General features: G+C 59.8%; 21 protein-coding genes. 16 read left to right on the top strand and 5 right to left on the bottom strand.

The window, feature by feature from the left end:
* Positions 1-72 precede the first annotated feature (72 nt).
* Complete coding sequence (locus BPSY_RS00585; protein WP_033496060.1) at positions 73-1290, top strand: NADH-dependent flavin oxidoreductase; 1218 nt, start codon at positions 73-75, stop codon at positions 1288-1290.
* Between the two features lie 388 nt (positions 1291-1678).
* Here BPSY_RS00585 and BPSY_RS00580 read toward each other — a convergent pair whose 3' ends face one another.
* Complete coding sequence (locus BPSY_RS00580) at positions 1679-1966, bottom strand: hypothetical protein (RefSeq protein ID WP_051921335.1); 288 nt, start codon at positions 1964-1966, stop codon at positions 1679-1681.
* Positions 1967-2090: 124 nt separating this feature from the next.
* A complete protein-coding gene (locus tag BPSY_RS00575; RefSeq protein WP_034886530.1) occupies positions 2091-3029 on the bottom strand; it encodes a LysR family transcriptional regulator in 939 nt (312 codons plus the stop codon).
* A gap of 117 nt (positions 3030-3146) precedes the next feature.
* Here BPSY_RS00575 and BPSY_RS00570 point away from each other — a divergent pair, with 117 nt between their 5' ends.
* Positions 3147-4208, top strand: a complete 1062-nt coding sequence (locus BPSY_RS00570; protein ID WP_051921334.1) for a TDT family transporter — start codon at positions 3147-3149, stop codon at positions 4206-4208.
* A 174-nt stretch (positions 4209-4382) separates the two neighbouring features.
* Positions 4383-5207, top strand: coding sequence for a siderophore-interacting protein (locus tag BPSY_RS00565; RefSeq protein WP_033496062.1), 825 nt, complete (start codon positions 4383-4385; stop codon positions 5205-5207).
* Between the two features lie 30 nt (positions 5208-5237).
* Here the strand turns inward: BPSY_RS00565 and BPSY_RS11670 are convergent, their stop codons facing one another.
* Positions 5238-5468 (bottom strand): hypothetical protein, encoded by a 231-nt coding sequence (locus BPSY_RS11670; RefSeq protein WP_162178426.1) that lies wholly within the window; start codon positions 5466-5468, stop codon positions 5238-5240.
* Between the two features lie 71 nt (positions 5469-5539).
* On the opposite strand from BPSY_RS11670, the gene BPSY_RS00560 reads away from it, so the two are divergent.
* Entirely contained in the window at positions 5540-5779 is a 240-nt protein-coding gene (locus BPSY_RS00560) for a hypothetical protein (protein WP_152596810.1), read from the top strand.
* A gap of 273 nt (positions 5780-6052) precedes the next feature.
* On the opposite strand, the gene BPSY_RS00555 is transcribed toward BPSY_RS00560, so the two are convergent.
* Positions 6053-6826: a (S)-acetoin forming diacetyl reductase gene (locus BPSY_RS00555; RefSeq protein WP_033496067.1), complete on the bottom strand. Its 774-nt coding sequence runs from the start codon at positions 6824-6826 to the stop codon at positions 6053-6055.
* 259 nt (positions 6827-7085) lie between these two features.
* Here BPSY_RS00555 and BPSY_RS11855 point away from each other — a divergent pair, with 259 nt between their 5' ends.
* Entirely contained in the window at positions 7086-8555 is a 1470-nt protein-coding gene (locus tag BPSY_RS11855) for a metallophosphoesterase family protein (protein ID WP_033496070.1), read from the top strand.
* Between the two features lie 24 nt (positions 8556-8579).
* Here the strand turns inward: BPSY_RS11855 and BPSY_RS00545 are convergent, their stop codons facing one another.
* Positions 8580-9416, bottom strand: coding sequence for an IclR family transcriptional regulator (locus BPSY_RS00545; RefSeq protein WP_033496072.1), 837 nt, complete (start codon positions 9414-9416; stop codon positions 8580-8582).
* A 134-nt stretch (positions 9417-9550) separates the two neighbouring features.
* On the opposite strand from BPSY_RS00545, the gene leuC reads away from it, so the two are divergent.
* From leuC to BPSY_RS00490, 11 genes are all read left to right on the top strand, one after another.
* Positions 9551-10954 (top strand): 3-isopropylmalate dehydratase large subunit, encoded by a 1404-nt coding sequence (gene leuC / locus BPSY_RS00540; RefSeq protein ID WP_033496188.1) that lies wholly within the window; start codon positions 9551-9553, stop codon positions 10952-10954.
* A 109-nt stretch (positions 10955-11063) separates the two neighbouring features.
* On the top strand, positions 11064-11744 hold the full coding sequence (leuD, locus tag BPSY_RS00535; RefSeq protein ID WP_033496074.1) for a 3-isopropylmalate dehydratase small subunit: 681 nt from the start codon (positions 11064-11066) through the stop codon (positions 11742-11744).
* A gap of 164 nt (positions 11745-11908) precedes the next feature.
* Positions 11909-13069 carry a beta/alpha barrel domain-containing protein gene (locus BPSY_RS00530; RefSeq protein ID WP_051921332.1) on the top strand — a complete coding sequence of 387 codons (1161 nt, stop codon included), beginning with the start codon at positions 11909-11911 and terminating at the stop codon, positions 13067-13069.
* A gap of 135 nt (positions 13070-13204) precedes the next feature.
* Entirely contained in the window at positions 13205-14536 is a 1332-nt protein-coding gene (gene murA / locus BPSY_RS00525; protein ID WP_033496076.1) for a UDP-N-acetylglucosamine 1-carboxyvinyltransferase, read from the top strand.
* Between the two features lie 74 nt (positions 14537-14610).
* A complete protein-coding gene (locus BPSY_RS00520) occupies positions 14611-15498 on the top strand; it encodes a lysophospholipid acyltransferase family protein (RefSeq protein WP_033496078.1) in 888 nt (295 codons plus the stop codon).
* Between the two features lie 71 nt (positions 15499-15569).
* Positions 15570-16565, top strand: coding sequence for an NAD(P)H-dependent glycerol-3-phosphate dehydrogenase (locus BPSY_RS00515; RefSeq protein ID WP_033496080.1), 996 nt, complete (start codon positions 15570-15572; stop codon positions 16563-16565).
* A 239-nt stretch (positions 16566-16804) separates the two neighbouring features.
* Positions 16805-18013, top strand: coding sequence for a D-alanine--D-alanine ligase family protein (locus BPSY_RS00510; protein WP_033496082.1), 1209 nt, complete (start codon positions 16805-16807; stop codon positions 18011-18013).
* Between the two features lie 364 nt (positions 18014-18377).
* Positions 18378-19535, top strand: a complete 1158-nt coding sequence (locus tag BPSY_RS00505) for an ABC transporter substrate-binding protein (RefSeq protein WP_033496083.1) — start codon at positions 18378-18380, stop codon at positions 19533-19535.
* A 3-nt stretch (positions 19536-19538) separates the two neighbouring features.
* The gene (locus tag BPSY_RS00500; RefSeq protein WP_033496085.1) at positions 19539-20456 is read left to right on the top strand and encodes an ABC transporter permease; all 918 of its coding nucleotides are present in this window, start codon (positions 19539-19541) and stop codon (positions 20454-20456) included.
* Positions 20447-21376 (top strand): ABC transporter permease subunit, encoded by a 930-nt coding sequence (locus BPSY_RS00495; protein ID WP_081884027.1) that lies wholly within the window; start codon positions 20447-20449, stop codon positions 21374-21376. Before BPSY_RS00500 ends, BPSY_RS00495 begins: the two co-directional genes overlap by 10 nt.
* A gap of 3 nt (positions 21377-21379) precedes the next feature.
* Positions 21380-22744 carry an ABC transporter ATP-binding protein gene (locus tag BPSY_RS00490; RefSeq protein WP_238556756.1) on the top strand — a complete coding sequence of 455 codons (1365 nt, stop codon included), beginning with the start codon at positions 21380-21382 and terminating at the stop codon, positions 22742-22744.

Genomic DNA, 22744 nt, shown 5'->3' with positions numbered 1-22744 from the left:
TAATCGACCATGATACTGAATCGCGACCGCCTGCGATAGGGCGGCTGCCAACATACATGTGGAAGGATCGCGATGACGAACGATGTGTTGCAAGGGTACACCTTCAAATCAGGATTGCGGCTACGCAACCGGGTGGTGATGAGCCCGATGACCACCATGGCCAGTTTCTATAACGGCATGGTCACCAAGGACGAGATTGAATACTACGCCGCGCGCAGCGGCGGGCCTGGAATGGTCATCACCGCGGTGGCGAATGTGAGCGGAAGAGGGAAGGGATTCGAAGGCGAGCTTTCGGCGGGTGACGATCTGATGATTCCCGGATTGACGAGACTCGCCAACGCCATCACATCCAACGGTGCACGGGCGGTTCTGCAGATCTTCCATGCCGGTCGTAAATCGAATAGCGGCATCCTCAGGGGTGAACGGACGCAGAGTGCGAGCGCCGTGGCCGCCGAGTATCCTTCCGATGCCGAGATTCCGGAAGCGATGAGCGAGAGGGAGATAGAGGAGACCATCGAAGACTTCGCCGATGCCACCCGCCGTGCGATAGAAGCCGGATTCGATGGCGTTGAATTGCACGGGGCGAACACCTACCTGCTTCAGCAGTTCTTCTCGCCTCATTCGAACAGGAGGACCGACCAGTGGGGAGGCGGACGAGACGAGAGGATGCGTTTCGCGCTCTCGGTGATCGAGCGCGTACGTGCCGTGATCGATCGCCGTGCCGACTCATCCTTTATCCTGGGCTATCGCCTGTCCCCGGAGGAGATCGAGACACCCGGCATCCGTCTGGATGATTCGCTCTATTTCGCCGAGAAGATCCGTGACAGTGTCGATTACATCCATCTGTCGATGGGAAGTTACCAACGGACCTCATTGAATGATGCAAGCGATGAGGAGCCGCTGCTGGCGCAGTTCGCCAGGGTGACCGCCGGGCATGCCCCGCTGATCGGTGTCGGTTCCATAGAGCTCCCCGAGGATGCGGAGGCCGCGCTGAAGGGTGGAGCCGATTTGGTTGCCATCGGCAGGGAGCTTCTGCGCGAGCCGCAGTGGGTGCAGAAAGTCCAATCGGGTGATTACGCCAGCATCCGCACCACGCTGAACCGTGCGGATATGACCGAGTTGGCCATACCTCCGGTCACACAGCAGTATCTGGCGACGTCATTCAGAACGGTGATGCACTTCTCCGATGATGAGGGGCAGCGGGGCTCTGCAACGGAACAGAGTGCCACTCGGCAGAGTGAGTACAGGAATCATATGGCTCCGATGGAGGGGTTTGAGAAAAAACTCTAGCCTGCATGGACGAAGCCGTCGTACCGGCACAGCAATCCGGGGACTGAAGTCCTGGTGCCGTACAGCGGCGACCATGTGCTGGCCGCTGTCTTCAAACATCAGCATCAGCGCCCGGAAGGGCGCGCAGACTCCTTCGGATCGTCTGAGGACCCGGCATCCTGTCCTTACAGCAATCTGAAGGAGGATTGCTCCCGCGTATTGACGACGATGCAACGGCTCCGGGTATGTCGCGGCAATATGTGCGTAGAAGCGGGCGCGTTTACGAGAGCGTCCCCTGCAGAGCAGCCACCATACGTCAACATCGTGCCTGATGCCCCGAATGCGTCAGGGCTTCGGCGTTGTTGGACGGACACGCTCGGGATGGAGGTGGCGGGCTCAGGGTCGCTTTCTAGGATGCGACCCAATACAGGTGGTAGAGGACAGGCACGAAGATGGCGAGTCCGATGACCGACACGGCCAGTCCCCAGCGCAGCAAGGGCCTGGTCGCTCCGTCCCAGGCCGGAAGATTCCGATAGGCCCGCCAGCGGAAGCAGATGCCACCTGCCCAGAGCAGCAGGAAGCCCAATCCGGTGATGACGAGGCCGATCCAGAACGCAATGTGAGAATAATCCATGACGCCCAGAATATGGTAGCGATCCGGTCGTTTGAATCCTTCTGGAGGCTGATTATCACTCATCCCTGTGGCTGAGTACTGACTACTGAGTACTGAGGGCTGTGTGCTGTGTGGTGCGCTGCGTATGAGCATCCAGCGGGCATGGGCACGGTGAATCCGCGATACGGCGACAGCTGCGAGGCAGGGCCTATCGCAGCAGGGTGATGATCTTCTCGACGAGCATCCGCTGATCGGGGTTCAGACCCGTTTTGGGCGTCAGGGCGTAGAAGTGGCGTATGAAGGAATCACCCAGGTCGACCGTGGCGATGCCCTCAGGGACGGAGTCCTGGGAGAGGATGGTGCATCCGACGCCCGATGCGAGCACCGAACGGATCTTCTCATTGCTATCGAGTTCCACAACCCTGCTGGGGGACAGGCCGACGGTCCGGAAAAACAGGTCGGTGAAATACCGCACCCCTGAGCCGGCCTCCCTCACCAGCCAGAGGGCATCCGGCGATACCTCACCCTCGCCGGGGAAGGCTGAGGATGTGGTGGAAGACGCCCCGGAGTCGCTCCGCGCGGGGTGGCCGTGCTCTCCCATGCCTCGATGCTGCCTGTAATCGCCGGCCAGAACCAGCCGGTCCTCGCGCAGGACATCGAGTCGAAGCACATCCGTGCTCATCGGTTTCTCGACGATGCCCATATGCGCATGCTTTTTCACGATGCTTTCCAGTATCTGCTCGGAGTTCATCGTATGCGCTGAAAAGTCGGTGGTGTCCAGTGAGCTCTGCATGCCCTGAATCACCTGTGGGAGCAGGGTGCTCGATGCGGTGTGGGAGAGGAGGAGCGAGAAGGGTGTTTTCTGGAAATTATTCGCGGACATGTGGTACACTGCATCGGACCACTGTTGCAGGAGTCCTGCGGCCGAGCTGTAGAGACGGCGTCCTGCGGGGGTCGGCAGCAGCTCGCTTTTGGATCTTCTGACGAATAGCGACAGACCGAAGACATCCTCCAAGGTGGCGATTCTTTTCGAAACGGTGGATTGCGCGATACCCAGTTCGTCCGCTGCGGCGGTGAATTCACGTGTTTCGTAAACGGCGACGAGGGTGTTAAGCAGTGTGAAACTGATGTCATCTATGCGGGCCATGGTGTTCCTCGGGATTCGTCGCTATATCGCTTCAATCCCTATGATATTCCAATATGGAATAAATAATATATCTTTGAGTAATTTGCAGAATGGATGATTGCTTTGCACACTGGTGGTATGAGCAGCATGAACACCACGGTGGAGGCACCTGATATCGCGTCGAATCAATCAAGTCTGGACAAGGAACGGAATGAAGGCCATGAATCACGGATGGTCAGCTATCACCGTTCGGTCCCTCTGCCCAAAGGCGGCCTCACCCTTGGCGTCCTGGCACTTGGTGCCTTGCTGGGCACGCTGTTTCCTACGGCCAGCGCATGGATCCATCTGCTGTTCGCGCTACTGGCCTTATCGTTTTTCGTGACGATTATCGCCAAATGCCTGATCCACCCCGCAATCGTGTTGAGCGAGGACATGTCCAACCCGGTCGTCGCGCCGGTTTCCGCAACCGTGCTGATGTCCTTGATGCAGTACGCGAGCTATCTGGCGCCACTGGGTACAGGCGCCCATATGATCGCTGTGGCGTTGTGGTATTTTGCAGTCAGCTGCAACATCGTGCTGATGGTCCATATCACCAGTCGTTTTGTCATCAGGGCCTTCACTCTGAGCAATGTGTATCCCACCTGGTTCGTCGGTTTCGTCGGGATCGTCGTGGCCTCATCGACCTCTCAGGCCGTGGGGCAGCAGCCTTTTGGACTGCTGATCTTCTGGTGCGGTTTCGTACTGTACGCACTTACATTCGTGGTGGTGACCCTGAGGATGTTTCGTCTCGAGCTGCCGGAGGCCGCGAAGCCATCGTTCTGCATCTACGCGGCACCGATGAGCCTCTCGATAGCCGGATACACCACAGCTGCAAGCAATCCGAACACGATGCTGGTGCTGGTGATGCTGGTATGCGCCCAACTGCTGTTCGTCATGGTGCTGCTTCACCTGCCGAAGCTGCTGCGCACGCCTTTCGTCCCCTCATACGCCGCCATGACATTCCCCTTCGTCATTACGGCCACCGCCCTGTATAAGGCGTTGACGCTGTTTCGCAGTGCCGGTTGGGCCGTGCCTTCCTGGCTGTTCGTCCTCCAGGGCGTGGAAACCGTATTCGCCGCGGTCATGGTGCTCTACGTCCTGTCGCTGTTCGCAGGATATGCGGTCCGTCAATGGAGGAACAGCGGCGAAGCCTTGGCGTGACCGCATCCCGGGCATCCGCCTGGCCCCGATGAACCCCACCCATCGCGTGATAGGTGTGCTCTGAATCACAGATGAGATGCTGTGGGCTATTTACATGCCCGAAGCGCATCCTTAGAATCGGGAGCATCCATCCGCATCGGATGGATGCGCATTCGCGTAATACGCACTGATGCAATGAGCGATGAAGAGACTTGCATGCAGGATATGGGCGCTCGACAGATGAGCGCCGAACGGGGGAATGCTGTGGGAAGAGGTTTCCAAGGGGCCGTGCTTGATTTGTTGGGTGCCAGGCAATTCGATCTCAAGGTCGTACAGACGCAGGATGTATATGGCGGGGTGATGCGCAGGGTCAGCTTTTCGAGCGACAGCCCCTTGCCCGCGTCCTTGCATGAGGCCGCGGCCTGGCTCCGTCTGTGGTTCCCTCTGGAAGGCGGACGCGAGGTGCAGCGTGGATACACGATCTCTTCGATTGCGCCGGATTCGGATGGGTGCGATATCGACTTCTTCGTGCATGACGGTGGCGGCCCGGCCGCGCATTGGGCCACACACGCGAAGGTCGGTGACCATCTGCATGCACAGGTCATGGGTTCCAGGCCCTTCCAACAGGATGAAGCCCTGCAGGGCGTGGTGCTGTTCGCAGATGAATCCGCTTTCCCGGCCGTGTGCTCGATACTGCGCGTGCTGCCAATCAATGTGCATGCCGAGGTGATTGTGGGTGGTGATCACGATCTGACCGCTTTCCTGCCGGAGAGGAGGAACAAGCTCACCACTGCACGCTTCGTCGACGGCGCTTCGCCTGTGAGTTGCGTGGAATCCGTTCTGCAGAGTGTGATGCGTGATGGGCCGGGATTGGAGAACTGGCAGTTCTGGGCGGCCGGTGAACGTTCGGCTTTGCGGGATATACGCGTGCTGATCGCCAGGGGACGTCATTTCCCCCGATCGGCGGTCCATATTCAGGCATACTGGATCGCAGAGCGTTCCTTTACGCTCGAGCGGTGAACTTCGCATTCATGATGAGGTGGTGACGTATCACCAGTCCATCAGTTGCGCGATGCGGTTCGAGAACTCGGTCTCATCAATGACGCCTAATTCGAACAGATCGCGCAGCTCGATCATTTCCTGCAAAGTCTCGTTGTCATAATCCCCAGCCAATACATAGTCATCCATGTGCAGATTATTGCATGCCGAGCTGTTGGCCGCCTCCATGCCCCTCTCAGCTTTGAGCGTTACCTTCGCATGCAACAGGTGTATAGTCATCATCGAATACAAAGTCAATATGAGGCCGGAAGGACCGGCCGTAGATGAGATGTGTTTAGGAATAAGTGAATAATATGCATAAAGGAATGCGAATCCACTCTGACAAAAATCAAAAGTGGGATATGGCGCGCAACGTGAGCGCGGAAGACAAAAAGCTTCGGGAAACAAGCAATGAGGCGATGCCTCACACATTGAGGAGCAAGGCAGCACAAGGATTTCGCTCCATTGGAGTGAATTTCACGAAATCCGATTTGGATGATTATGTGTCCAGTGTCCTTGATGGTCGTGACTATCGTTTCATCATCACGTTCTAGGGTGTGAACCCTATCGGGTGTGCAGCCTGCTGCCGGATGGAGATGACCGGGTGTTGTCGTGCTGAATGATCAGCATGTTCGGCGCCATCGGTCATCGCGATTCCCTCAGTCGGCTGCATGCGCCGTTTTGTATCACCGACTTAACGGATGAAGGGCCCGGCCGCATATATGCGGCCGGGCCCTTCATCCGTGTGCACCCCTCGCGTCATGCGAAGGCCTCGACTGATCGACCGGCGCATCCCAGCCACCGGCTGCGGATGCGCCGGTATCCGTTCACTGGAATTGCATGCCGCCATCGATGATCAAAGTCTGTCCGGTCATGTAATCGGAATCATGACCAGCCAGGAATGAAACCCCGCCAGCGACTTCGCTCGCCTCGCTCAGGCGTCCCAGGGTGATGTCCTTGGAGAAGGTGCTCATGCCCCACTCGTCGTCCTTCCCGGCATTGACGGCGACCTGATGCGCGATATCCATCATCATCGGCGTTTTGACGATTCCCGGTGCGAAGGCGTTCGCCGTGATCCCATCCTTCGCCAGATCCTTGGCTGCCACCTGCGTGAGCCCTCTGATCGCGAACTTCGTCGAACTGTAGAGCATCAGGTTCGCATTGCCGACCACACCGGCCTGGCTTGCCGCGTTGATGATCTTCCCTCCGTGGCCCATCTCCTTGAAGACCGAGACGGCCGCCTGCATGCCCCAGATGCATGAGGCGACATTGACGTGATAGACCTTGTCGAATAATTCCGGCGTTATGGTGTCGATCGGCGTGGTCGGTGCAATGCCTGCATTGTTGACGAGAACGGTCAGGTCGCCGAGCTCGCGCGCTGCCTGTCTGACAGCCGATTCAAAGCCTTCACGGTCGGAGACGTCGAGTTTCACGGCCGTCGCCTCGCCGCCGCTTTCCCTGATGGATGCCGCCACCTGTTCCGCCAGTTCCAAGTTGAGATCTGCTATCGCCACGGCGAATCCATCAGAGACCAATCGACGGGCGATCGCCTCGCCGATGCCCTGCGCCGATCCTGTTATGAATGCCACTTCTTTTGTCATGATGCAAACCCCCTTGTTGCCTCACCAGTGATACAGCCCCCACACCATACAGGCGCGTGACATGCACCAGTATATGCTCGAAAGCTATCGTGTCCTCACAGGTGAATCGAGATCTGGCTCCTTCGTGGTCATTTTCCTTATGTGGTCGGTCGTAGCAGGGGAAGGCCGGCGTATCTGGAAGCTCGGGTGGAGATATTGCCTTATGCGTAAGGGGCTTTGATGATTGAGAATCTTCGGATTGGTGAAGTAGTGTGGAATCATGATTGAAGCTCGCACTTCACGCAATGCCCGTCCTGATTCCGAGGGGCGCCCGCATGCCGATCAGGTCTCGGTCTCTGCCCGCTTGGGACGCCTGCAATTCCATAACTCCGGGAAATTCAGGGTGTTGCAGCTGAGCGATATCCAGGACGGGCCCAAAGTGTCACCGGATACCATCAGCCTGATCGCCGCGGCCTGTGATGCTTCACGCCCCGATCTGGTGGTGTTCTCCGGTGACCAGATCGCGGGTTACGATGCCGCATACGCCAGGACCTTTCGCAAACGTCGCTGGGGGACAGGTTGGGATGGTGTCTATGCCGCGGGCCGCAGCGTCAGCAACTGGGTTGGTAACGCTCTTCAGGGCATGAGCGGCAATCAGCCTGCGATCCCCGAGGATGGCCTTGCCGAGATCGAAGGATTGAACGCCAACCCGGCCTATGAGGATGCCGAAGGTGAGCGTGAGCATGACTATGCCCGCACCCGGGATATGGTGCGCCACAGCATCGCGCAGTTCCTTGAACCGGTGATCGCGCGGGGCATCCCCTTTGCGGTGACCTATGGCAACCACGACTTCCAGTGTGGCCTGGATACTGCGCAGATGGACGCCATCTACCGGGAATTCCCCGGCTGCCTGAATCCCGAATCCACGGCCGCCAGACCTGACCAGCCCCGTAGCCAGCCGGGTTCCGGTCTTGCCGATCAGGTCATTTACGCATGCGAACCGGGTACCTTCGCCCTGCCGGTTGCCGATGTCAGTGGGAGCAGGAATGTGTTCGGCCTGGTCATATTGGATTCGGGGGATTACGCGAAAACGGGCGGGTACGGTGTGCCGTCGCGCGCCGGTCTCGCGTTCCTTGCGCAGCTGCCCCGTCTGCTGCACACCAAATCCATCGTGTTCCAGCACATTCCATTGCCGCAGTTCTATGATCTGCTCAGGGTCGTGCCTGCCACCACCCCTTACGCGATTCAGGGGTACCGGGCTTACGACTCGCAGTGCTATGTGCTTGATGAGACCAAGACGCTGCCGGGAAGCTACCTCGGCGAGGGGATCAGTTGCCCGGATACGGACTGCGGCGAATTCGAGATCCTCAGAAGAAGCGAGGGATACTTCGCCGTGTTCGCGGGGCATGACCACCGCAACGGTTTCGTCGGCACCCATGAGGGCATGATGCTCGGGGTCACGCCCACCTGCGGCTTCGGCTCATACGGACCGGTGCCACGCAAGCGCGCGGCACGCATGTTCGAATTCGATATCCGCCATCCGCACAACCCGAGAACGCAGCTGCTGGAATTCGGCGATCTGGTGGGCAAGCCTAAATCCCATAAGGCCTACACCTTCGCGATGAGCCATATGCCCAGCTCGACCGGGGATGCGGCGAATCTCCTGCGCAAACCCGGCGTGCTGGCCGGAGGGGTGGCGACGCTCGCGGCCATATTCGCCTCACTGAGGGCTTCCCGTAGAAAGCGCTGAGTCATCAGGCGGCGCCTGCGGATTTCAGAGGTTGCCGGCCAGCGGCGCCGCCTTGACGATTGCGTCGGATAGGTATTTACCGGCAGCCATCACCAGGGGCGCGTAGTGACGGCCTGGTGATGTTCCCATGCGATCGGTCGGGCCCGATATCGATATGGCGGCGATCACGCTTCCCGAAGCGTTCCTGATCGGGGCGGAGATCGATGAGACACCCGCCTCCCTCTCGTTCGATGATTCGGCCCATCCGCGTTTGCGAACGGCGGCGAGTTTGCTGGCCGTGAATTTCGCGTGCCGCAGACCGCGGTGCAGGCGTTCCGAATCCTCCCATGCCAGCAGTATCTGGGCCGCGGAACCGGCCTCCATCGAGAGCATCGCTCCGACCGGTATCGAGTCGCGCAGGCCACTGCTGCGCTCCACTGATGCGATGCACACCCTCTGGTCGCCCTGGCGGCGGAAGATCTGCGCGGATTCCCCGGTGCGATCGAGCAGGGTCTGGAGTATCGGCCCCGCCGCGGTGAGCAGCCGGTCTTCGCCTGCTGCGGCGGCGAGTTCGGCGAAGCGGGAGCCAAGAACGAAACGACCGTGGGCGTCGCGCAGAACGAAGCGGTGCCGTTCCAGGGCGATGGCCAGACGATGGGCGGTCGGGCGTGCGAGTCCGGTGGCCGCGACGAGCTGGCCGAGCGTCGAAGGCCCTGATTCCAGGGCATCCAGTATCTTGACGGTTTTGTCAAGCACTCCGACGCCCGAATGTATTTCCGAGTCGTCTATGGCTGGTGCGGAATCGGCGCCGCCGCTGCGGGCAAGAACAGCGTTATCGTGCCGTTCCTGACTTATTTCTGAAAGGGGTTCGGTGAAGGTCATATATGGGATTATGCCATCTCATATTGTGAAATGCAAAAGTCCAGAAATTGGTATACGTTCCATACTCGATTTAAGGCACTACGAATGTTGTCCGCTGCTGAACACGGCAACGGAATTGATGAATGAGGTGGATGATGGGAACAACACTGGCCGAGAAGGTCTGGGCCGACCATTTGGTGCGCCAGGGGCAAGACGGCGCGCCCGATTTGATCTACATAGACCTGCAGCTGATGCATGAGGTGACCAGTCCGCAGGCCTTCGAGGGGTTGCGCGCGGCGCACAGACAGCTGCGCCGGCCTGAGCTGACCATAGCCACCGAAGACCACAACACACCAACCGTGAATATCGACATGCCCATCGCGGACAAGACCTCCGCACTGCAGATCTCGACGTTGGAGAGCAACTGCAAGGAGTTCGGCGTCCGTCTGCATGCATTGGGGGATGCCGATCAGGGCATCGTCCACCAGGTGGGACCGCAGCTCGGACTCACCCAACCGGGTATGACCGTGGTCTGCGGCGATTCCCATACGTCCACACACGGCGCTTTCGGCGCGCTCGCCTTCGGTATCGGCACCTCCGAGGTCGAACACGTCATGGCGACGCAGACGCTGAGCCTCAAACCCTTCAAGACCATGGCCATCAATGTGGAGGGCGATCTCCCCGCGGGAGTGACCGCCAAGGACATCGTATTGGCCATCATCGCGAAAATCGGTACGGGCGGTGGCCAGGGCCATGTGATCGAATACCGGGGCAAGGCCATTCATCAGCTTTCGATGGAAGCCAGGATGACGATCTGCAATATGTCGATCGAGGCGGGCGCCAGGGCCGGGATGATCTCCCCGGACCAGATCACCTATGACTACCTCAAGGGTCGTCCCCATGCACCTGAAGGCGAGATGTGGGATCGTGCGGTCGAGTATTGGAAGACCCTGCAAACCGACGACGATGCCGTATTCGACAAGGAAGTGACTCTGAACGCCGAGGAGTTGGCTCCATTCGTCACCTGGGGGACCAACCCTGGGCAGGGGCTGCCGATCAACGCTCAGGTCCCTGTTCCGGAGCGCATCACCGATGAGAGCAAACGGCGTGCCGCGGCAAGCGCGATCGCGTATATGGGACTTCAGCCAGGGATGTCGATCAAGGACATTCCCGTGGACACGGTCTTCATAGGATCCTGCACGAATGGCAGGATCGAGGATCTTCGGGCCGCCGCCTCGGTGATGAAGGGCAGGCATAAGGCGAAGAGCATACATCGTGTTCTGGTCGTCCCGGCATCGTCCCGTGTGAGGTTGCAGGCGGAAAGCGAGGGGCTTGACAAGGTCTTCGAGGCTTTCGGTGCCGAATGGCGCAATGCCGGATGCTCGATGTGCCTGGGTATGAATCCAGACAAGATGGTTCCTGGCGAAAGGGCCATATCGACTTCCAACAGAAACTTTGAAGGACGGCAGGGCAAGGGGAGCAGGACCCATCTGGCCTCCCCGCTGGTCGCCGCGGCCACGGCGGTGCGTGGGACCATCAGCAGCCCCACCGACCTGTGAACGTCATCGGATCAGATGCGCGAGGCGCAATATGTGTGAGTTCGCGGCAACAGCGGCTCAGTCAGTGTCGCAGTGCGGGCAGCGCTGCGGCGAAGGGAGTGTAACGGGCATGGAAAAGCTCAATGTGATCACCGGAGTGGGGGTTCCCCTCCGACGTTCCAATGTGGATACCGATCAGATCATCCCGGCGGTGTTCCTCAAGAGGGTCAGCAAATCCGGCTTCGAAGACGCGCTCTTCTATGCCTGGCGACGCGACCCGGCCTTCGCGCTGAACCAGAAGGAGTATGCCTCCGGCCAGATTCTGGTTACCGGATCCGATTTCGGCATCGGCTCGTCTCGCGAGCATGCGGTGTGGGCACTGCACGACTATGGTTTCCGTGTGGTCATCGCCCCCCGTTTCGCGGACATCTTCTACGGCAATGCCGCGAAGAACGGAGTGCTTGCGGCGATCATGCCTCAGGAGTCGATCGAGTTGCTCTGGAAGCTGCTTGAGGAGGAGCCCGGACGCAGCATCACCGTCGATCTGCAGGAGAGGACAGCGACCTGTGGCGATGTGACGCTTCCCTTTGACGTCGACGACTATACGCGGTGGCGTTTGATGAACGGATTCGATGACATCGATCTGACCCTGCAGCATGAAGAGGACATCACCGCATTCGAGAAACGCAGGGCCGAGCGATTCCCCTTCAAACCAAAGACGATTCCGGCCAGGCACCTGCCATCCGAGCCCATAACCTCCGCCCGCGAGGAACAAGACAATTGGCCCGGACCTCTCAGTGCAAGAGCCTGAGGCTCTTGCACGGTCCGGGCAGCGTGGGCGTTCCCTACGGAACGCCCGAGCAGTAAGGCTGTCCGGCATCGCGCTGTTTCGGGGGAGCGGATACAGTGTTGCCGATAGCATGGCGTTATGCGGCGCGATAGCGTGCTCGGAAACAGCTGTGCGAGGGAGAGTGTATGAGCATCCAAAGCGGTGGGGTCAATCAACAATCTGACGAAGGTGCTGCGGATCAGCCATTCTATGATGTGAAACGCAGCTATGAGCGGAACTATGCGGAGGGTCCTTTCGGTGCATTCGCGCAGGCCGACGCATCATCGCGGCAGACGGTCACCCCTTCGGGGGGTGCGGTGGATACGCCCTTCTCCTTCCTGGGCCAGCCACTGAGGACACCCTTCGGTATCCCTGCGGGACCGCTGCTCAACAGCGCGTTCACGGATGCCGCCTTCCGGATGGGCTTCGACATCTGCGTCTACAAAACGGTGCGTTCCAGGGCCTGGGCATGCAACCCCTTCCCCAACGTGCTCGCCGTTCATCCCGCTGCCGAGGATGGTTTTCTCGAACCGGGAGGTACCGAAAGCGACGAGGGTGTGCTGGCCGACGACCGTTACGGCAGGCCCATATCCATCTCGAATTCATTCGGAGTGCCCTCGCGTGATCCCGATGTCTGGCAGCCGGACATGCAGCAGGCCATAGCCCACGCGGGTCCGGGGCAATTGCTTATCGGCAGCTTCCAGGGCTCCCGCGTATCCGGAATGGATACCGCAGCGTATATCCGTGACCATGTTGACACGGCCGCCTTGCTTCAGGAAACAGGTGCCAAGGTGATCGAGATGAACACCAGTTGCCCGAATGAGGGCAAACACCGTCTGCTGTGCGATGACCCTCAGTTGGTGGGGCGGATATGCGAAGCCGTGAAGAATGAGATAGGGGACATCCCGCTGATCGTCAAGCTGGCGTACATACCCGATGACCGGGCCCTTGACCGCATCATCGAAGCCACGGTGGCCCACGGTGTGGTCCAGGGTCTGGCGGCCATCAACACGATTTCCGCAAAGCTCGTGGATGCCCGAGGCAATCAGGCTCTTCCGGGCGAGGGGCGCGACCGCAGCGGTGTATGCGGCAATGCCATACGTCCTTCCGGTCTCGATATGGTCAGGAGACTCGACGGGATGCGCTCCCGGCGTGATCTGGATTTCTCGATCGTGGGCGTCGGGGGTGTGCTTGATGCGCAGGATTTCGCCGAGTACCGCCAGGCCGGAGCGGATGCGGTGATGAGTGCGACCGGCGCGATGTGGGATCCCGATCTCGGCTCGAAAATCGCGCGTTCTCTTCGATGAGGAAACGAGGTGTGGAGGCTGGGTTCGGCTTCGCGCACATTTCACGCTGTCCCCACATGCCATGTGGCAGACTATTTGAAGTTGTAGGGAGAATCAGTCGTGTAAGGACCGCATTCGGATAAAGAGGAGTCTGCCGTGGCCAGTGTTGAACCTGAGAGAGATGTATTGCATGTCGTGGGGGGTAAACCTCTTGAGGGCACGATCAGGGTGCGTGGTGCGAAGAACTTCGTGAGCAAGGCCATGGTCGCGGCACTGCTCGCGCCAGGTGTATCCACATTGAAGAACGTTCCGGAGATCAGGGATGTGCAGGTCGTTTCCGATCTGCTGCGCCTGCACGGCGTCGGCGTCGACGTCCAGGCGAAGGACGGTGTGGTCACCATTGACGCAACACATGTCGAACTGGCCGACGTCGCCGATGTGGACACGCTTTCGGGCTCTTCCCGTATTCCGATCCTGTTCTCCGGCCCGCTCCTGCACCGTCTGGGAGAGGCCTTCATACCGGCGCTGGGCGGATGCCGCATCGGCAGCCGTCCCATCGACTTCCATCTGGAGACCTTGCGGCGTCTGGGTGCGCAGGTCGATAAGGAGCATGAGGCGGGCATCCATATCACCGCACCGGATGGTTTGCATGGCGCCAAGATTCATCTGCCTTACCCTTCTGTAGGCGCCACCGAGCAGACTCTGCTCGCGGCCGTCCTGGCGGAAGGGAAGACCGAGCTTTCCGGAGCCGCCACCGAACCGGAGATCATGGATCTGGTCGCGGTCCTGCAGAAGATGGGGGCTCAGATCTCCGTCGATGTCGACCGGACGATACGCATCGAAGGCGTCAAGGCCCTCAAAGGCTATACGCACACCTCGCTGCCCGACCGCATCGAGGGCGCGAGCTGGGCCTCCGCGGCACTCGCCACACATGGCGACATCTTCGTTGAGGGTGCGGATCAGCCTTCGATGATGACCTTCCTCAATGTGTTCCGCAAAATCGGCGGGGAATTCGACGTTCGCGACAACGGCATACGCTTCTGGCATCCGGGCGGCGATCTGAAGCCTGTGGCCATCGAAACCGATGTGCATCCCGGCTTCATGACCGACTGGCAGCAGCCCCTGGTTGTGGCATTGACGCAGGCCAAAGGGCTGAGCATCGTGCATGAGACCGTGTACGAGAACCGTTTCGGCTTCACCAAGCCCCTGATTTCGATGGGGGCGACGATCCAGTTGTACCGCGAGTGCCTCGGTTCGCTCCCATGCCGCTTCCAGCAGCAGAACTTCGAACATTCCGCAGTGATCTTCGGACCCACTCCGCTGACCGGCCAGGATATCGATGTGCCTGATCTGCGCGGGGGGTTCAGCCACCTGATCGCCGCACTGACGGCTGAGGGCCCGTCCACCGTGCACGGCATCTCACTCATCGATCGTGGATATGAGGATTTCCGTGAGAAACTGAGCGCCTTGGGAGCTGATATTTCCTGAGCGCGAGGGATTGATCCACGGCAATTCGGGGGCATCTGCACCGGAGGGCCACGATGTAGGGCACAATAGAGGCTATGGTATCCAAAGGAAAACCGTCTCCACGCTCGGCAGTGGAGCCACTTTCGGATGTGCAGGTGGATCTGCTGCGCGAGAAACATCACCTCGTGGACCCCACCCAGTATTACCCCACCGGAGTGCATCGACCCAATGCCGCGGAGATAGCGGCACAGAACCCGAAGGCCACGGACAGGCTGCTCGCCGGAGCCACTTGGGTGGTTCGTAACCGCTGCAAGGTGCTGGCCTGGGGCTTGGAGAACGTTCCCGAAACCGGCACCTTCATTACGGCCGCGACGCATGTGACGCAGTTCGATGTCTTCATCCCCATGATGTCGATATTCCATATGGGGCGTAGGCCGCGTTACATGGCGAAGGCCGAGATGGCGGGATGGCCGATCATCGGCAAATGGTTCCGTTTGGTCGGGATGCAGCCCGTACCTCGTCGCACCGGCCAGGCCAGGGTGATCGAGGAAGAATCGATCAACATCATCACCGGTGGCCGTCCCCTCACCGTCTGGCCCGAGGGCACGGTCACCCGTGATCCTCTGAAATGGCCGATGTCACTGAAACCGGGCATCGGATACATCGCGTTGGAATCCTCACGTCGTCTCGGCAAGCAGGTGCCCTTGTTCCCCGCTGTGACCTGGGGAGCCGCATCCATCAACCACTGGTGGCCGTGGCCGCGAAAGAACGTCGTGCTCTGCTACGACACCGCACTGGACTATGCCGACCTGCTCGCCGATGTGGACACGTGGGGGGATAAGCCGCCTGCGGACGCCGTCAATGAGTTGACTGAACGCGTGCGGGCGCGCATGGAAGCGCTGATGTCCGAGATCCGCGGCGAGGAGCCACCTCCCGAAGGATTGTGGGATTACCCGACGATGACACGTAAGGCGCGCCAATAGCGCGAGAGTTTGATATCAATACAGAATGGGGAAGGCGCCGGGCGAGGTGCCTTCCGTTTGGAGTAGCAAAGATGAACGTAAGTGTGTTGGGCGCAGGAGCCTGGGGGACCACATTCGGCCAGGTGCTGGCGGACGCGGGCAACAAGGTCACGATGTGGGGGCTGGAACCCGAAATCGTGGAGGACATCAACGTCAATCACCGCAACGGATCGCGGCTGCCGAGCGTGGACCGTCTTCCTGAATCGATGACGGCCAGCAACGACAGGGCGCAAGCCGTCCGCGATGCCGAAATCGTCGTGGTGGCGATAGCAGCCCAATATGCGCGCGAAGCCCTTGCCGCTTTCGCCGAGGCCATTCCCGACGATGCGATTGTCGTTTCCTTGATGAAGGGCATCGAGCGCAGCACCGGGGCACGTATGGATCAGGTCGTCCGAGAGGCCCTGCAGTTGCCCGCACAACGCTTCGCCGCCGTTTCCGGCCCTAATCTGAGCAAGGAAGTCGCCGCCAGGCAGCCCAGCGCCACGGTGGTCGCATCCTCGGATCCCGTGGTCGCGAAAACCGTCGCGCAGGCATGCACCACCTCGTATTTCAAGGCCTATACATCCCCGGATGTGGTCGGACTCGAGTTGTGCGGCTCATTGAAGAACGTGGTGGCGCTCGCCGTCGGCATGTGCCGTGGAGCGGGATATGGGGAGAACACGGCTGCGATGGTGCAGACGCGCGGACTTGCCGAACTCATCGCCCTTGGCGTCGCATCCGGCGCACAGGAGCACACCTTCGCCGGTCTGGCCGGTGTGGGCGATCTCGTCGCCACATGCGGATCGCCTTTGAGCAGGAATTACACATTCGGCGCGAATCTGGGGAAGGGGCTATCACCCGAGGAGGCGTCACGGGTGAGCAACGGTGTTGCCGAAGGTGTGCCGACCACAGAGGCGATGGCGGCTCTGGGGAAGGCGCTTGGCGTCGAAACCCCCCTTGCCACCGCAATGGGCCGTGTGCTCAACGAAGGTCTGTCCTGTGGAGAGATGCTTCAGGAGCTTTTCGCATCCGACGTTTCGGAGGAGTGAGTGTTGTGGGTCATCCGCCGCCGCGCTACGTGCCGAAGTTGTGGATGACCCTTCCAGGACCTCGCCGGTTGATGGGGGAGGGGTAATCTTTTTATCAGCTGGGAGAGGATGATCCGGCACATCTCGTTGGGCGTTACTGATCGATGCCGATGCTGCGTTGATGTGTGCGGGGTCTTCGTCGCGAGTGCGAGCCAGCGGAACATAAGCTGCGGTCACGCGGTTGTCGATGAAGGAGCATCATGCCAAAGAAGAGGATCGTTGTCCTATACGGTGGTCGAGCGGATGAACATCCCATTTCCTGCATATCGGCCGCAGGTGTGCTGAGGGCCATTGATACGGAACGTTTTGACGTGGTGACGATCGGCATCACCCGCTCGGGCCAGTGGATCATAGACGGTGAGGATCCGCGTGCCTGGAATCTCGACGACGGCTCGCTCCCCAGCGTGGAGATCACCCCCTCCTCCAGGCCCGTTTTGCTTGATGTGTCCCGTGGCGCCGATGGATTCGTCATCGGCGATCACGATGAGCTGAAGGACCCTGCCAAGGGTTACGGCACGAATTTCGTGAGCATGGCGGACTCCTCGGATCATGGCGTGGTGACTCCCCTCGGTCATATCGACGGGGTCTTCCCGGTGCTGCACGGTCCCTACGGGGAGGATGGCACCTTGCAGGGTCTGCTCGACATGATGGGTGTGCCCTACGTCGGTTGCGGCGTCTTCGCATCGGCCGCCTGCATGGACAAGCATTTCACCAAAGTGCTGCTGCAGGCGTCGGGTATCGGCGTGGCACCGTGGATCACGGTTGATGCCCGAACGATCCCGGATGATGAGGATGCGAGAATCGAGGCCGGAAAGAGGATTCTCGCCCGGATCGAGGATGCGCATCTGCAATACCCTCTTTTCATCAAGCCTTCGCGCGCCGGATCAAGTTTCGGTGTGACCAAGGTCGAGCATGCTGGGGATTCCAAGGAGCTCATCGGAGCGATACTCGAAGCGGCCGGCCACGACTGGAAGGTGCTGGTCGAGGAAGGCGTCAGTGGACGGGAGATCGAGTGCGCGGTGCTGCGTCCTTCCGACCGCGATGAGGTCGCGACAAGCTGGCCCGGGGAGGTCGTGCTCGACAACCGCGGGCAGAATGACGAGGCCTTCTACGATTTCGACAGCAAATACATGGATGCCGAGGCATCACATGTTGAAGTGCCCGCGAAGCTCCCCGAGGAGACGCTGCAGAAGGTCCGTGACATGGCTGCCAAGGCCTTCGCCGCCGTTGACGGCAGGGGACTGAGCCGTGTGGATACCTTCGTGAGCGAGGATGGCTCGGTTATGGTCAATGAGATCAACACCATGCCCGGCTTCACGCCCATCTCAATGTATTCGAAGGCTTGGGAGGCAACCGGCATCGGCTATACGGAGCTCATCACCACGCTGATCGACGGGGCCTTACGCTGAACCGCCGATAGGGAGGCGGGCCCGCATCGCTGCGAGACCATACCGAACACCGAGCCGCCGCCGTACCGCAAGGTCGCACCCGTCATCGAAGACGGGTGCGACCTTGTATCTGATGGTCCTTGGGCATGCGGAAGCGGGGCGTGAACACGGCTGCGCTTTCCATCCCGCAGAATTCACATACGGATACCGAAACGACGTATTCCGTTCACCTTGCTAACCCCTCTGCTTCACCCTGTGAAACTAAGTTGCTGACATGGAGGAAGAGGGCGCACGATGCGTCCTCGCCCAGGATGCTTGTGCGGGCAACTCATGGTGATTCGATTTCGAACACGGCCTGCCTCATCCTGATGATGAAAGGAATGTCGTGAAATCTTTGCGTAAGATCATGACGGTTTCAGTCGCCGCCATCCTGTCCGTTTCCACGCTTGCCGCGTGTGGATCAGGCTCATCCAGCACATCTTCTGCCGGTGCCTCGTCCACAGCCGATTCCAAATCCGCGTCCGCCACCTCACTCGCTGACTTCGGAAGCATGGATGATCTGGTCAAGGCCGCCAACGAGGAAGGCGAACTGAATGTGATCGCCCTGCCGCATGATTGGTCGAATTACGGTGAGGTGATCTCCACCTTCAAGAAGAAGTACCCGAAGATCAAGGTCAACGAATCCAATCCGAACGCCTCCTCGAAGGAGGAGATCGACGCCATCAAGACCAACGCCGGAACCGATGCGGCCCCCGATGTGGTGGATGTGGGCCTTGCGGTCGCCGCGACGAGCACACAGTATTTCGCGCCGTACAAGGTCAAAGCCTGGGATTCGATTCCCGACAGTCTGAAGGATTCGACGGGTCTGTACCACGCCGGATACACCGGCATCATGTCCGTCGGTTGGAACAAGGACAAATACGGAACGGTGACTTCGCTGGATGATCTGATGGATTCCAAATTCGCTGGAACCGTGGCCTTGAACGGCAAGCCTGCCGAGGCGGGTGCCGCATTCAACGGCTTCCTGATGGCGAACGCGCTTTCAGGCGGCAGCCTCACCAACCTGCAGCCGGGACTCGACTTCTTCAAGAAGCTCAAGGATAAGGGGAACCTGACGCAGGTCGACGTGACCGATGGCACAATCGACTCCGGCCAGACCGGAGTGGTGTTCGACTGGACATACAACCAGGCTTCCTACAAGAAGAGCCTGAAGTCGAAGGGCGTCGATTGGGAGTACAAGACCTTCCCGAAGGCCCAGGTGGTCTCCTATTACAATCAGGCGATCAACAAGCAGGCCCCGCATCCTGCTGCCGCCAGACTCTGGGAGGAGTACCTCTATTCGGCCGATGCCCAGAACCTTTGGCTCAAAGGCGGGGCGACCCCTGTGCTGCTTTCGGCGATGGAGAAGGACGGCACGGTCGACAAGGACATCCTCGCCGATCAGACGCAGTTGGAGGGTGACACGATCTCGTACACCAACGAGGATTCCTCACGGATCACCACCTGGCTGCAAAACAACTGGGATAAGACGATCGGTAACTGAGGTATGACTTCCATTACGGTGGCGAGCGGACGGCCCGGCGAACAGGGCCTCCGCTCGGCCGCTTCCCGTCTCTCGCGACGCAGGAACCTCGGCACGGCTGCGGTCAGTCTGCCTTTTTTCGCTTATGTGGCCGCGTTCCTGATCCTGCCTACCGGCATCGTGGTGGTCGGGGCCTTCCTCTCTCCCACGCAGGCCTTCACCCTCGATAATTTCAAGAGGCTCACGGAAGCGAATACGCTGGCATCCTTCGGCACATCAATCGCCGTTTCGCTCATCTCCGCGTTGATCGGTGCCTGCGTGGGTGGCCTGGCCGCCTACGCCCTGGTTCTGGGTGCCAAGCCTGAAGGCCTGATTCGCCGCATAATCGTGGCGCTCAGTTCGGTCCTGGCCCAGTTCGGTGGAGTCATGCTGGCGTTCGCGTTCATCGCCACCATCGGCATCAACGGCATCGTCACCATGATGCTCCAACAATTCCTCCATTTCACGGTGAATCCGAACTGGCTTTCCAGCCTTTCGGGACTGATCACCGTGTATTGCTATTTCCAGATTCCCTTGATGATCATCACCTTCCTGCCGGCCGTGGATTCGATCCGGCCGCAGTGGAGAGAGGCCTGCGAGTCCTTGGGTGCGAATACCTGGCAATATTGGATCAGGATCGCCTGCCCGATACTGCTGCCACGATTCATCAGCGCGCTTCTGCTGCTGTTCGCCAACAGTTTTTCGGCCTATGCGACCGCCGCAGCCTTGTTCTCGCAGCGTTCGATCATCGTTCCCCTGATGATTCAGGGAGCGATTCGCAATGAGATGGATCCCGGACAACAGGGCTTCGCGCAGGTTCTGGCCTTTGCGATGATCGTGGTCGTGGCGGTCGTTATGATGCTCAGTCATCTCCTGGAGAAGAGGTTCGCACGATGGCAGTGATCGGATTGGAGCAGGAGAGTCAGGGCGTATCCGATACGGTCTCATCCGGGCGCGCGGATGAGTCGCAGCCGGTGCCAGCGACGCCGTCGCATCCTGCGCAGTTGAGGGCCTTGCGGATACGCAGGCAACGCATACTGAAAAGTGTGATACTGCTGGTGGTACTGGCCTTTCTGTTGGTACCACTGATGGCGATGATGTTGTTTACCGTCCGCCAGCCGCTTTCCGGCCAGTGGGGTGTCGATGCGTGGAAGGCCATCTTCACCGGCAGCGGTGATTCCCTTGGAGCCGACATGTCGATACTGTGGCAAGGTCTGGGCATCTCCCTTGGGTTGTGCGTGGTGACCGTCGTACTGGTACTGGCGCTGCTGGTCCCGGTGATGGTGATTACCTACCTGCGCTCTCCCCGCCTGGCCCGCGTGGTCGAATGGGTGAGCACCTTGCCCCTGACGATTCCGGCGATCGTATTGGTTGTGGGACTCGGGCCCATTTACCGTTGGCTCTCAGCCGACGTGCTTTCCACGAATCCGATCTGGCTATGCTTCGCCTACACGATTCTGGTGATGCCGTTTTCATACCGGGCGCTCGCCGTCGGCATGCGGTCGATCGACATGCGCACCCTGGCTGAAGCATCCCGATCCTTGGGGGCATCCTGGCCGGTGCTCTTTGTCAGGGTGCTGCTGCCGAATCTCTGGCAGAGCATATTATCCGCGGCATTCATCGGCATCGCCGTGGTGATGGGCGAATACACCGTGGCATCCCTGCTGGGACGGGTGAACCTCCAAGTGGCCCTGTATCAGCTCGGGCAATCCAATTCCCAGATTTCCACGGCCATGGCCCTGCTTGCGCTGGTCTTCGGCGTGGTGCTTCTGGTGGTTCTGGATCTGGTTGCGGATTCCATAAAACGACGAAGGAACAAGTAGCTTATGGCAATGATCAACAAGCGACAGGACGATGATCGGGCATCCGAGGGCCTTGGCTTTTCGGATCCCATCGAGCGGCATGCGTCGGATGCCGCGTCGAAGGTGCATACCGGGGTGAATGAGCTGATGAACGAATCGGTGAATGAAGCGGTGGAGGTTGCCGGGCATACGGAAGCTGGGCATAGACATGGTGCCGAAACCATACGTGAGGCCCTGAGCGTGCTCCGTGAATCGGACAGCGTAGGTGGCGGCGTCCAACTGCAGCAGGTCCATAAATCCTACGGCGGCGTCAAAGCATTGGAGAATTTCAACCTCGACATCCGACCAGGCGAACTTGTGGTGCTGCTGGGCCGTTCGGGGTGTGGGAAGACGACCGCACTGCGGTCGCTCGCCGGTCTGGAGGACATCGATTCGGGACGCATCGTGGTCGGTGGCCACGATGTGACGGGCCTGCCGACGAACAAGAGGGATATGGCGATGGTGTTTCAGGCCTATTCCTTGTTCCCCCATATGACGGCCCTGCAGAACGTCGCATTCGGATTGCAGATACGTGGGGTGGGCAGATCGGAATGCAGGCGCAGGGCCGGTGAGATGCTGGATCTGGTTGGGCTCGGTGATCAGAACGCCAAGTTCATGCATCAGATGTCCGGTGGACAGCAACAGAGGGTCGCCTTGGCGAGGGCCCTGGCCATTTCACCCAAGGTGCTGCTGCTGGACGAACCGCTTTCCGCGCTGGATGCGAAGGTTCGGGTTTCCCTGCGTGAGGAGATCCGCAGGATCCAATTGGAGACCGGCACAACGACTTTGTTCGTCACGCATGACCAGGAGGAGGCGTTGGCCGTGGCCGACCGCATCGGCGTGATGAATGCCGGTCGTATCGAGCAGATCGATGCCCCTCGGAAGCTGTATCAATCGCCTCGCTCGGAATTCGTGGCGACCTTCATCGGATTGACGAACCGGCTTCCCGGTACGCTGCTGGGCGGGGGAAAGGAGGCTCTGGTGTTCGGCCAACGGGTGCCTCTGGTCGAATCTTCCGTCAATGCCGGTTCATCGGCCGAGGTCAGCGTTTTGGCGAGACCTGAGAGCATATCCCTCGCACTGAGGCAGGAAGGATCGGGCGCGGCTCCGACCGGGGCGAATGCCACAGTGGAGCGCATCCATTTCCTTGGTCCTGTGGCCAGGGTCGAATGTCTGGTGGATGCGGCGGTGTCCGAGCCTCTGCGGGCCGGCGTTAGCGGTGCCACACCAGCAAGCGCTTCGTCTGTTGTGGTCCAGCTCTCCGCTGCCGAGATGCCCGTTGAGCTTCGGCCAGGTGCCGATGTCGTACTCGTTCCCAGGCCTGTTCCGGCCCTGGCCGTGGGCAGATAA

The sequence above is a fragment of the Bifidobacterium psychraerophilum genome (assembly GCF_000741705.1).
In the GTDB taxonomy this organism is placed as follows: domain Bacteria; phylum Actinomycetota; class Actinomycetes; order Actinomycetales; family Bifidobacteriaceae; genus Bombiscardovia; species Bombiscardovia psychraerophila.
The sequence above is the reverse complement of the archived record's forward strand: the minus strand, read 5'-3'. Positions and strand labels throughout refer to the sequence as shown.

Coding starts and splice junctions, on each gene's coding strand:
- BPSY_RS00585 (WP_033496060.1), top strand. CDS start 73: ATGACGAACGATGTGTTGCAAGGGTACACCTTCAAATCAGGATTGCGG.
- BPSY_RS00580 (WP_051921335.1), bottom strand. CDS start 1,966: ATGAGTGATAATCAGCCTCCAGAAGGATTCAAACGACCGGATCGCTAC.
- BPSY_RS00575 (WP_034886530.1), bottom strand. CDS start 3,029: ATGGCCCGCATAGATGACATCAGTTTCACACTGCTTAACACCCTCGTC.
- BPSY_RS00570 (WP_051921334.1), top strand. CDS start 3,147: ATGAGCAGCATGAACACCACGGTGGAGGCACCTGATATCGCGTCGAAT.
- BPSY_RS00565 (WP_033496062.1), top strand. CDS start 4,383: ATGAGCGATGAAGAGACTTGCATGCAGGATATGGGCGCTCGACAGATG.
- BPSY_RS11670 (WP_162178426.1), bottom strand. CDS start 5,468: ATGATGACTATACACCTGTTGCATGCGAAGGTAACGCTCAAAGCTGAG.
- BPSY_RS00560 (WP_152596810.1), top strand. CDS start 5,540: ATGCATAAAGGAATGCGAATCCACTCTGACAAAAATCAAAAGTGGGAT.
- BPSY_RS00555 (WP_033496067.1), bottom strand. CDS start 6,826: ATGACAAAAGAAGTGGCATTCATAACAGGATCGGCGCAGGGCATCGGC.
- BPSY_RS11855 (WP_033496070.1), top strand. CDS start 7,086: ATGATTGAAGCTCGCACTTCACGCAATGCCCGTCCTGATTCCGAGGGG.
- BPSY_RS00545 (WP_033496072.1), bottom strand. CDS start 9,416: ATGACCTTCACCGAACCCCTTTCAGAAATAAGTCAGGAACGGCACGAT.
- leuC (WP_033496188.1), top strand. CDS start 9,551: ATGGGAACAACACTGGCCGAGAAGGTCTGGGCCGACCATTTGGTGCGC.
- leuD (WP_033496074.1), top strand. CDS start 11,064: ATGGAAAAGCTCAATGTGATCACCGGAGTGGGGGTTCCCCTCCGACGT.
- BPSY_RS00530 (WP_051921332.1), top strand. CDS start 11,909: ATGAGCATCCAAAGCGGTGGGGTCAATCAACAATCTGACGAAGGTGCT.
- BPSY_RS00520 (WP_033496078.1), top strand. CDS start 14,611: ATGGTATCCAAAGGAAAACCGTCTCCACGCTCGGCAGTGGAGCCACTT.
- BPSY_RS00515 (WP_033496080.1), top strand. CDS start 15,570: ATGAACGTAAGTGTGTTGGGCGCAGGAGCCTGGGGGACCACATTCGGC.
- BPSY_RS00510 (WP_033496082.1), top strand. CDS start 16,805: ATGCCAAAGAAGAGGATCGTTGTCCTATACGGTGGTCGAGCGGATGAA.
- BPSY_RS00500 (WP_033496085.1), top strand. CDS start 19,539: ATGACTTCCATTACGGTGGCGAGCGGACGGCCCGGCGAACAGGGCCTC.
- BPSY_RS00495 (WP_081884027.1), top strand. CDS start 20,447: ATGGCAGTGATCGGATTGGAGCAGGAGAGTCAGGGCGTATCCGATACG.
- BPSY_RS00490 (WP_238556756.1), top strand. CDS start 21,380: ATGGCAATGATCAACAAGCGACAGGACGATGATCGGGCATCCGAGGGC.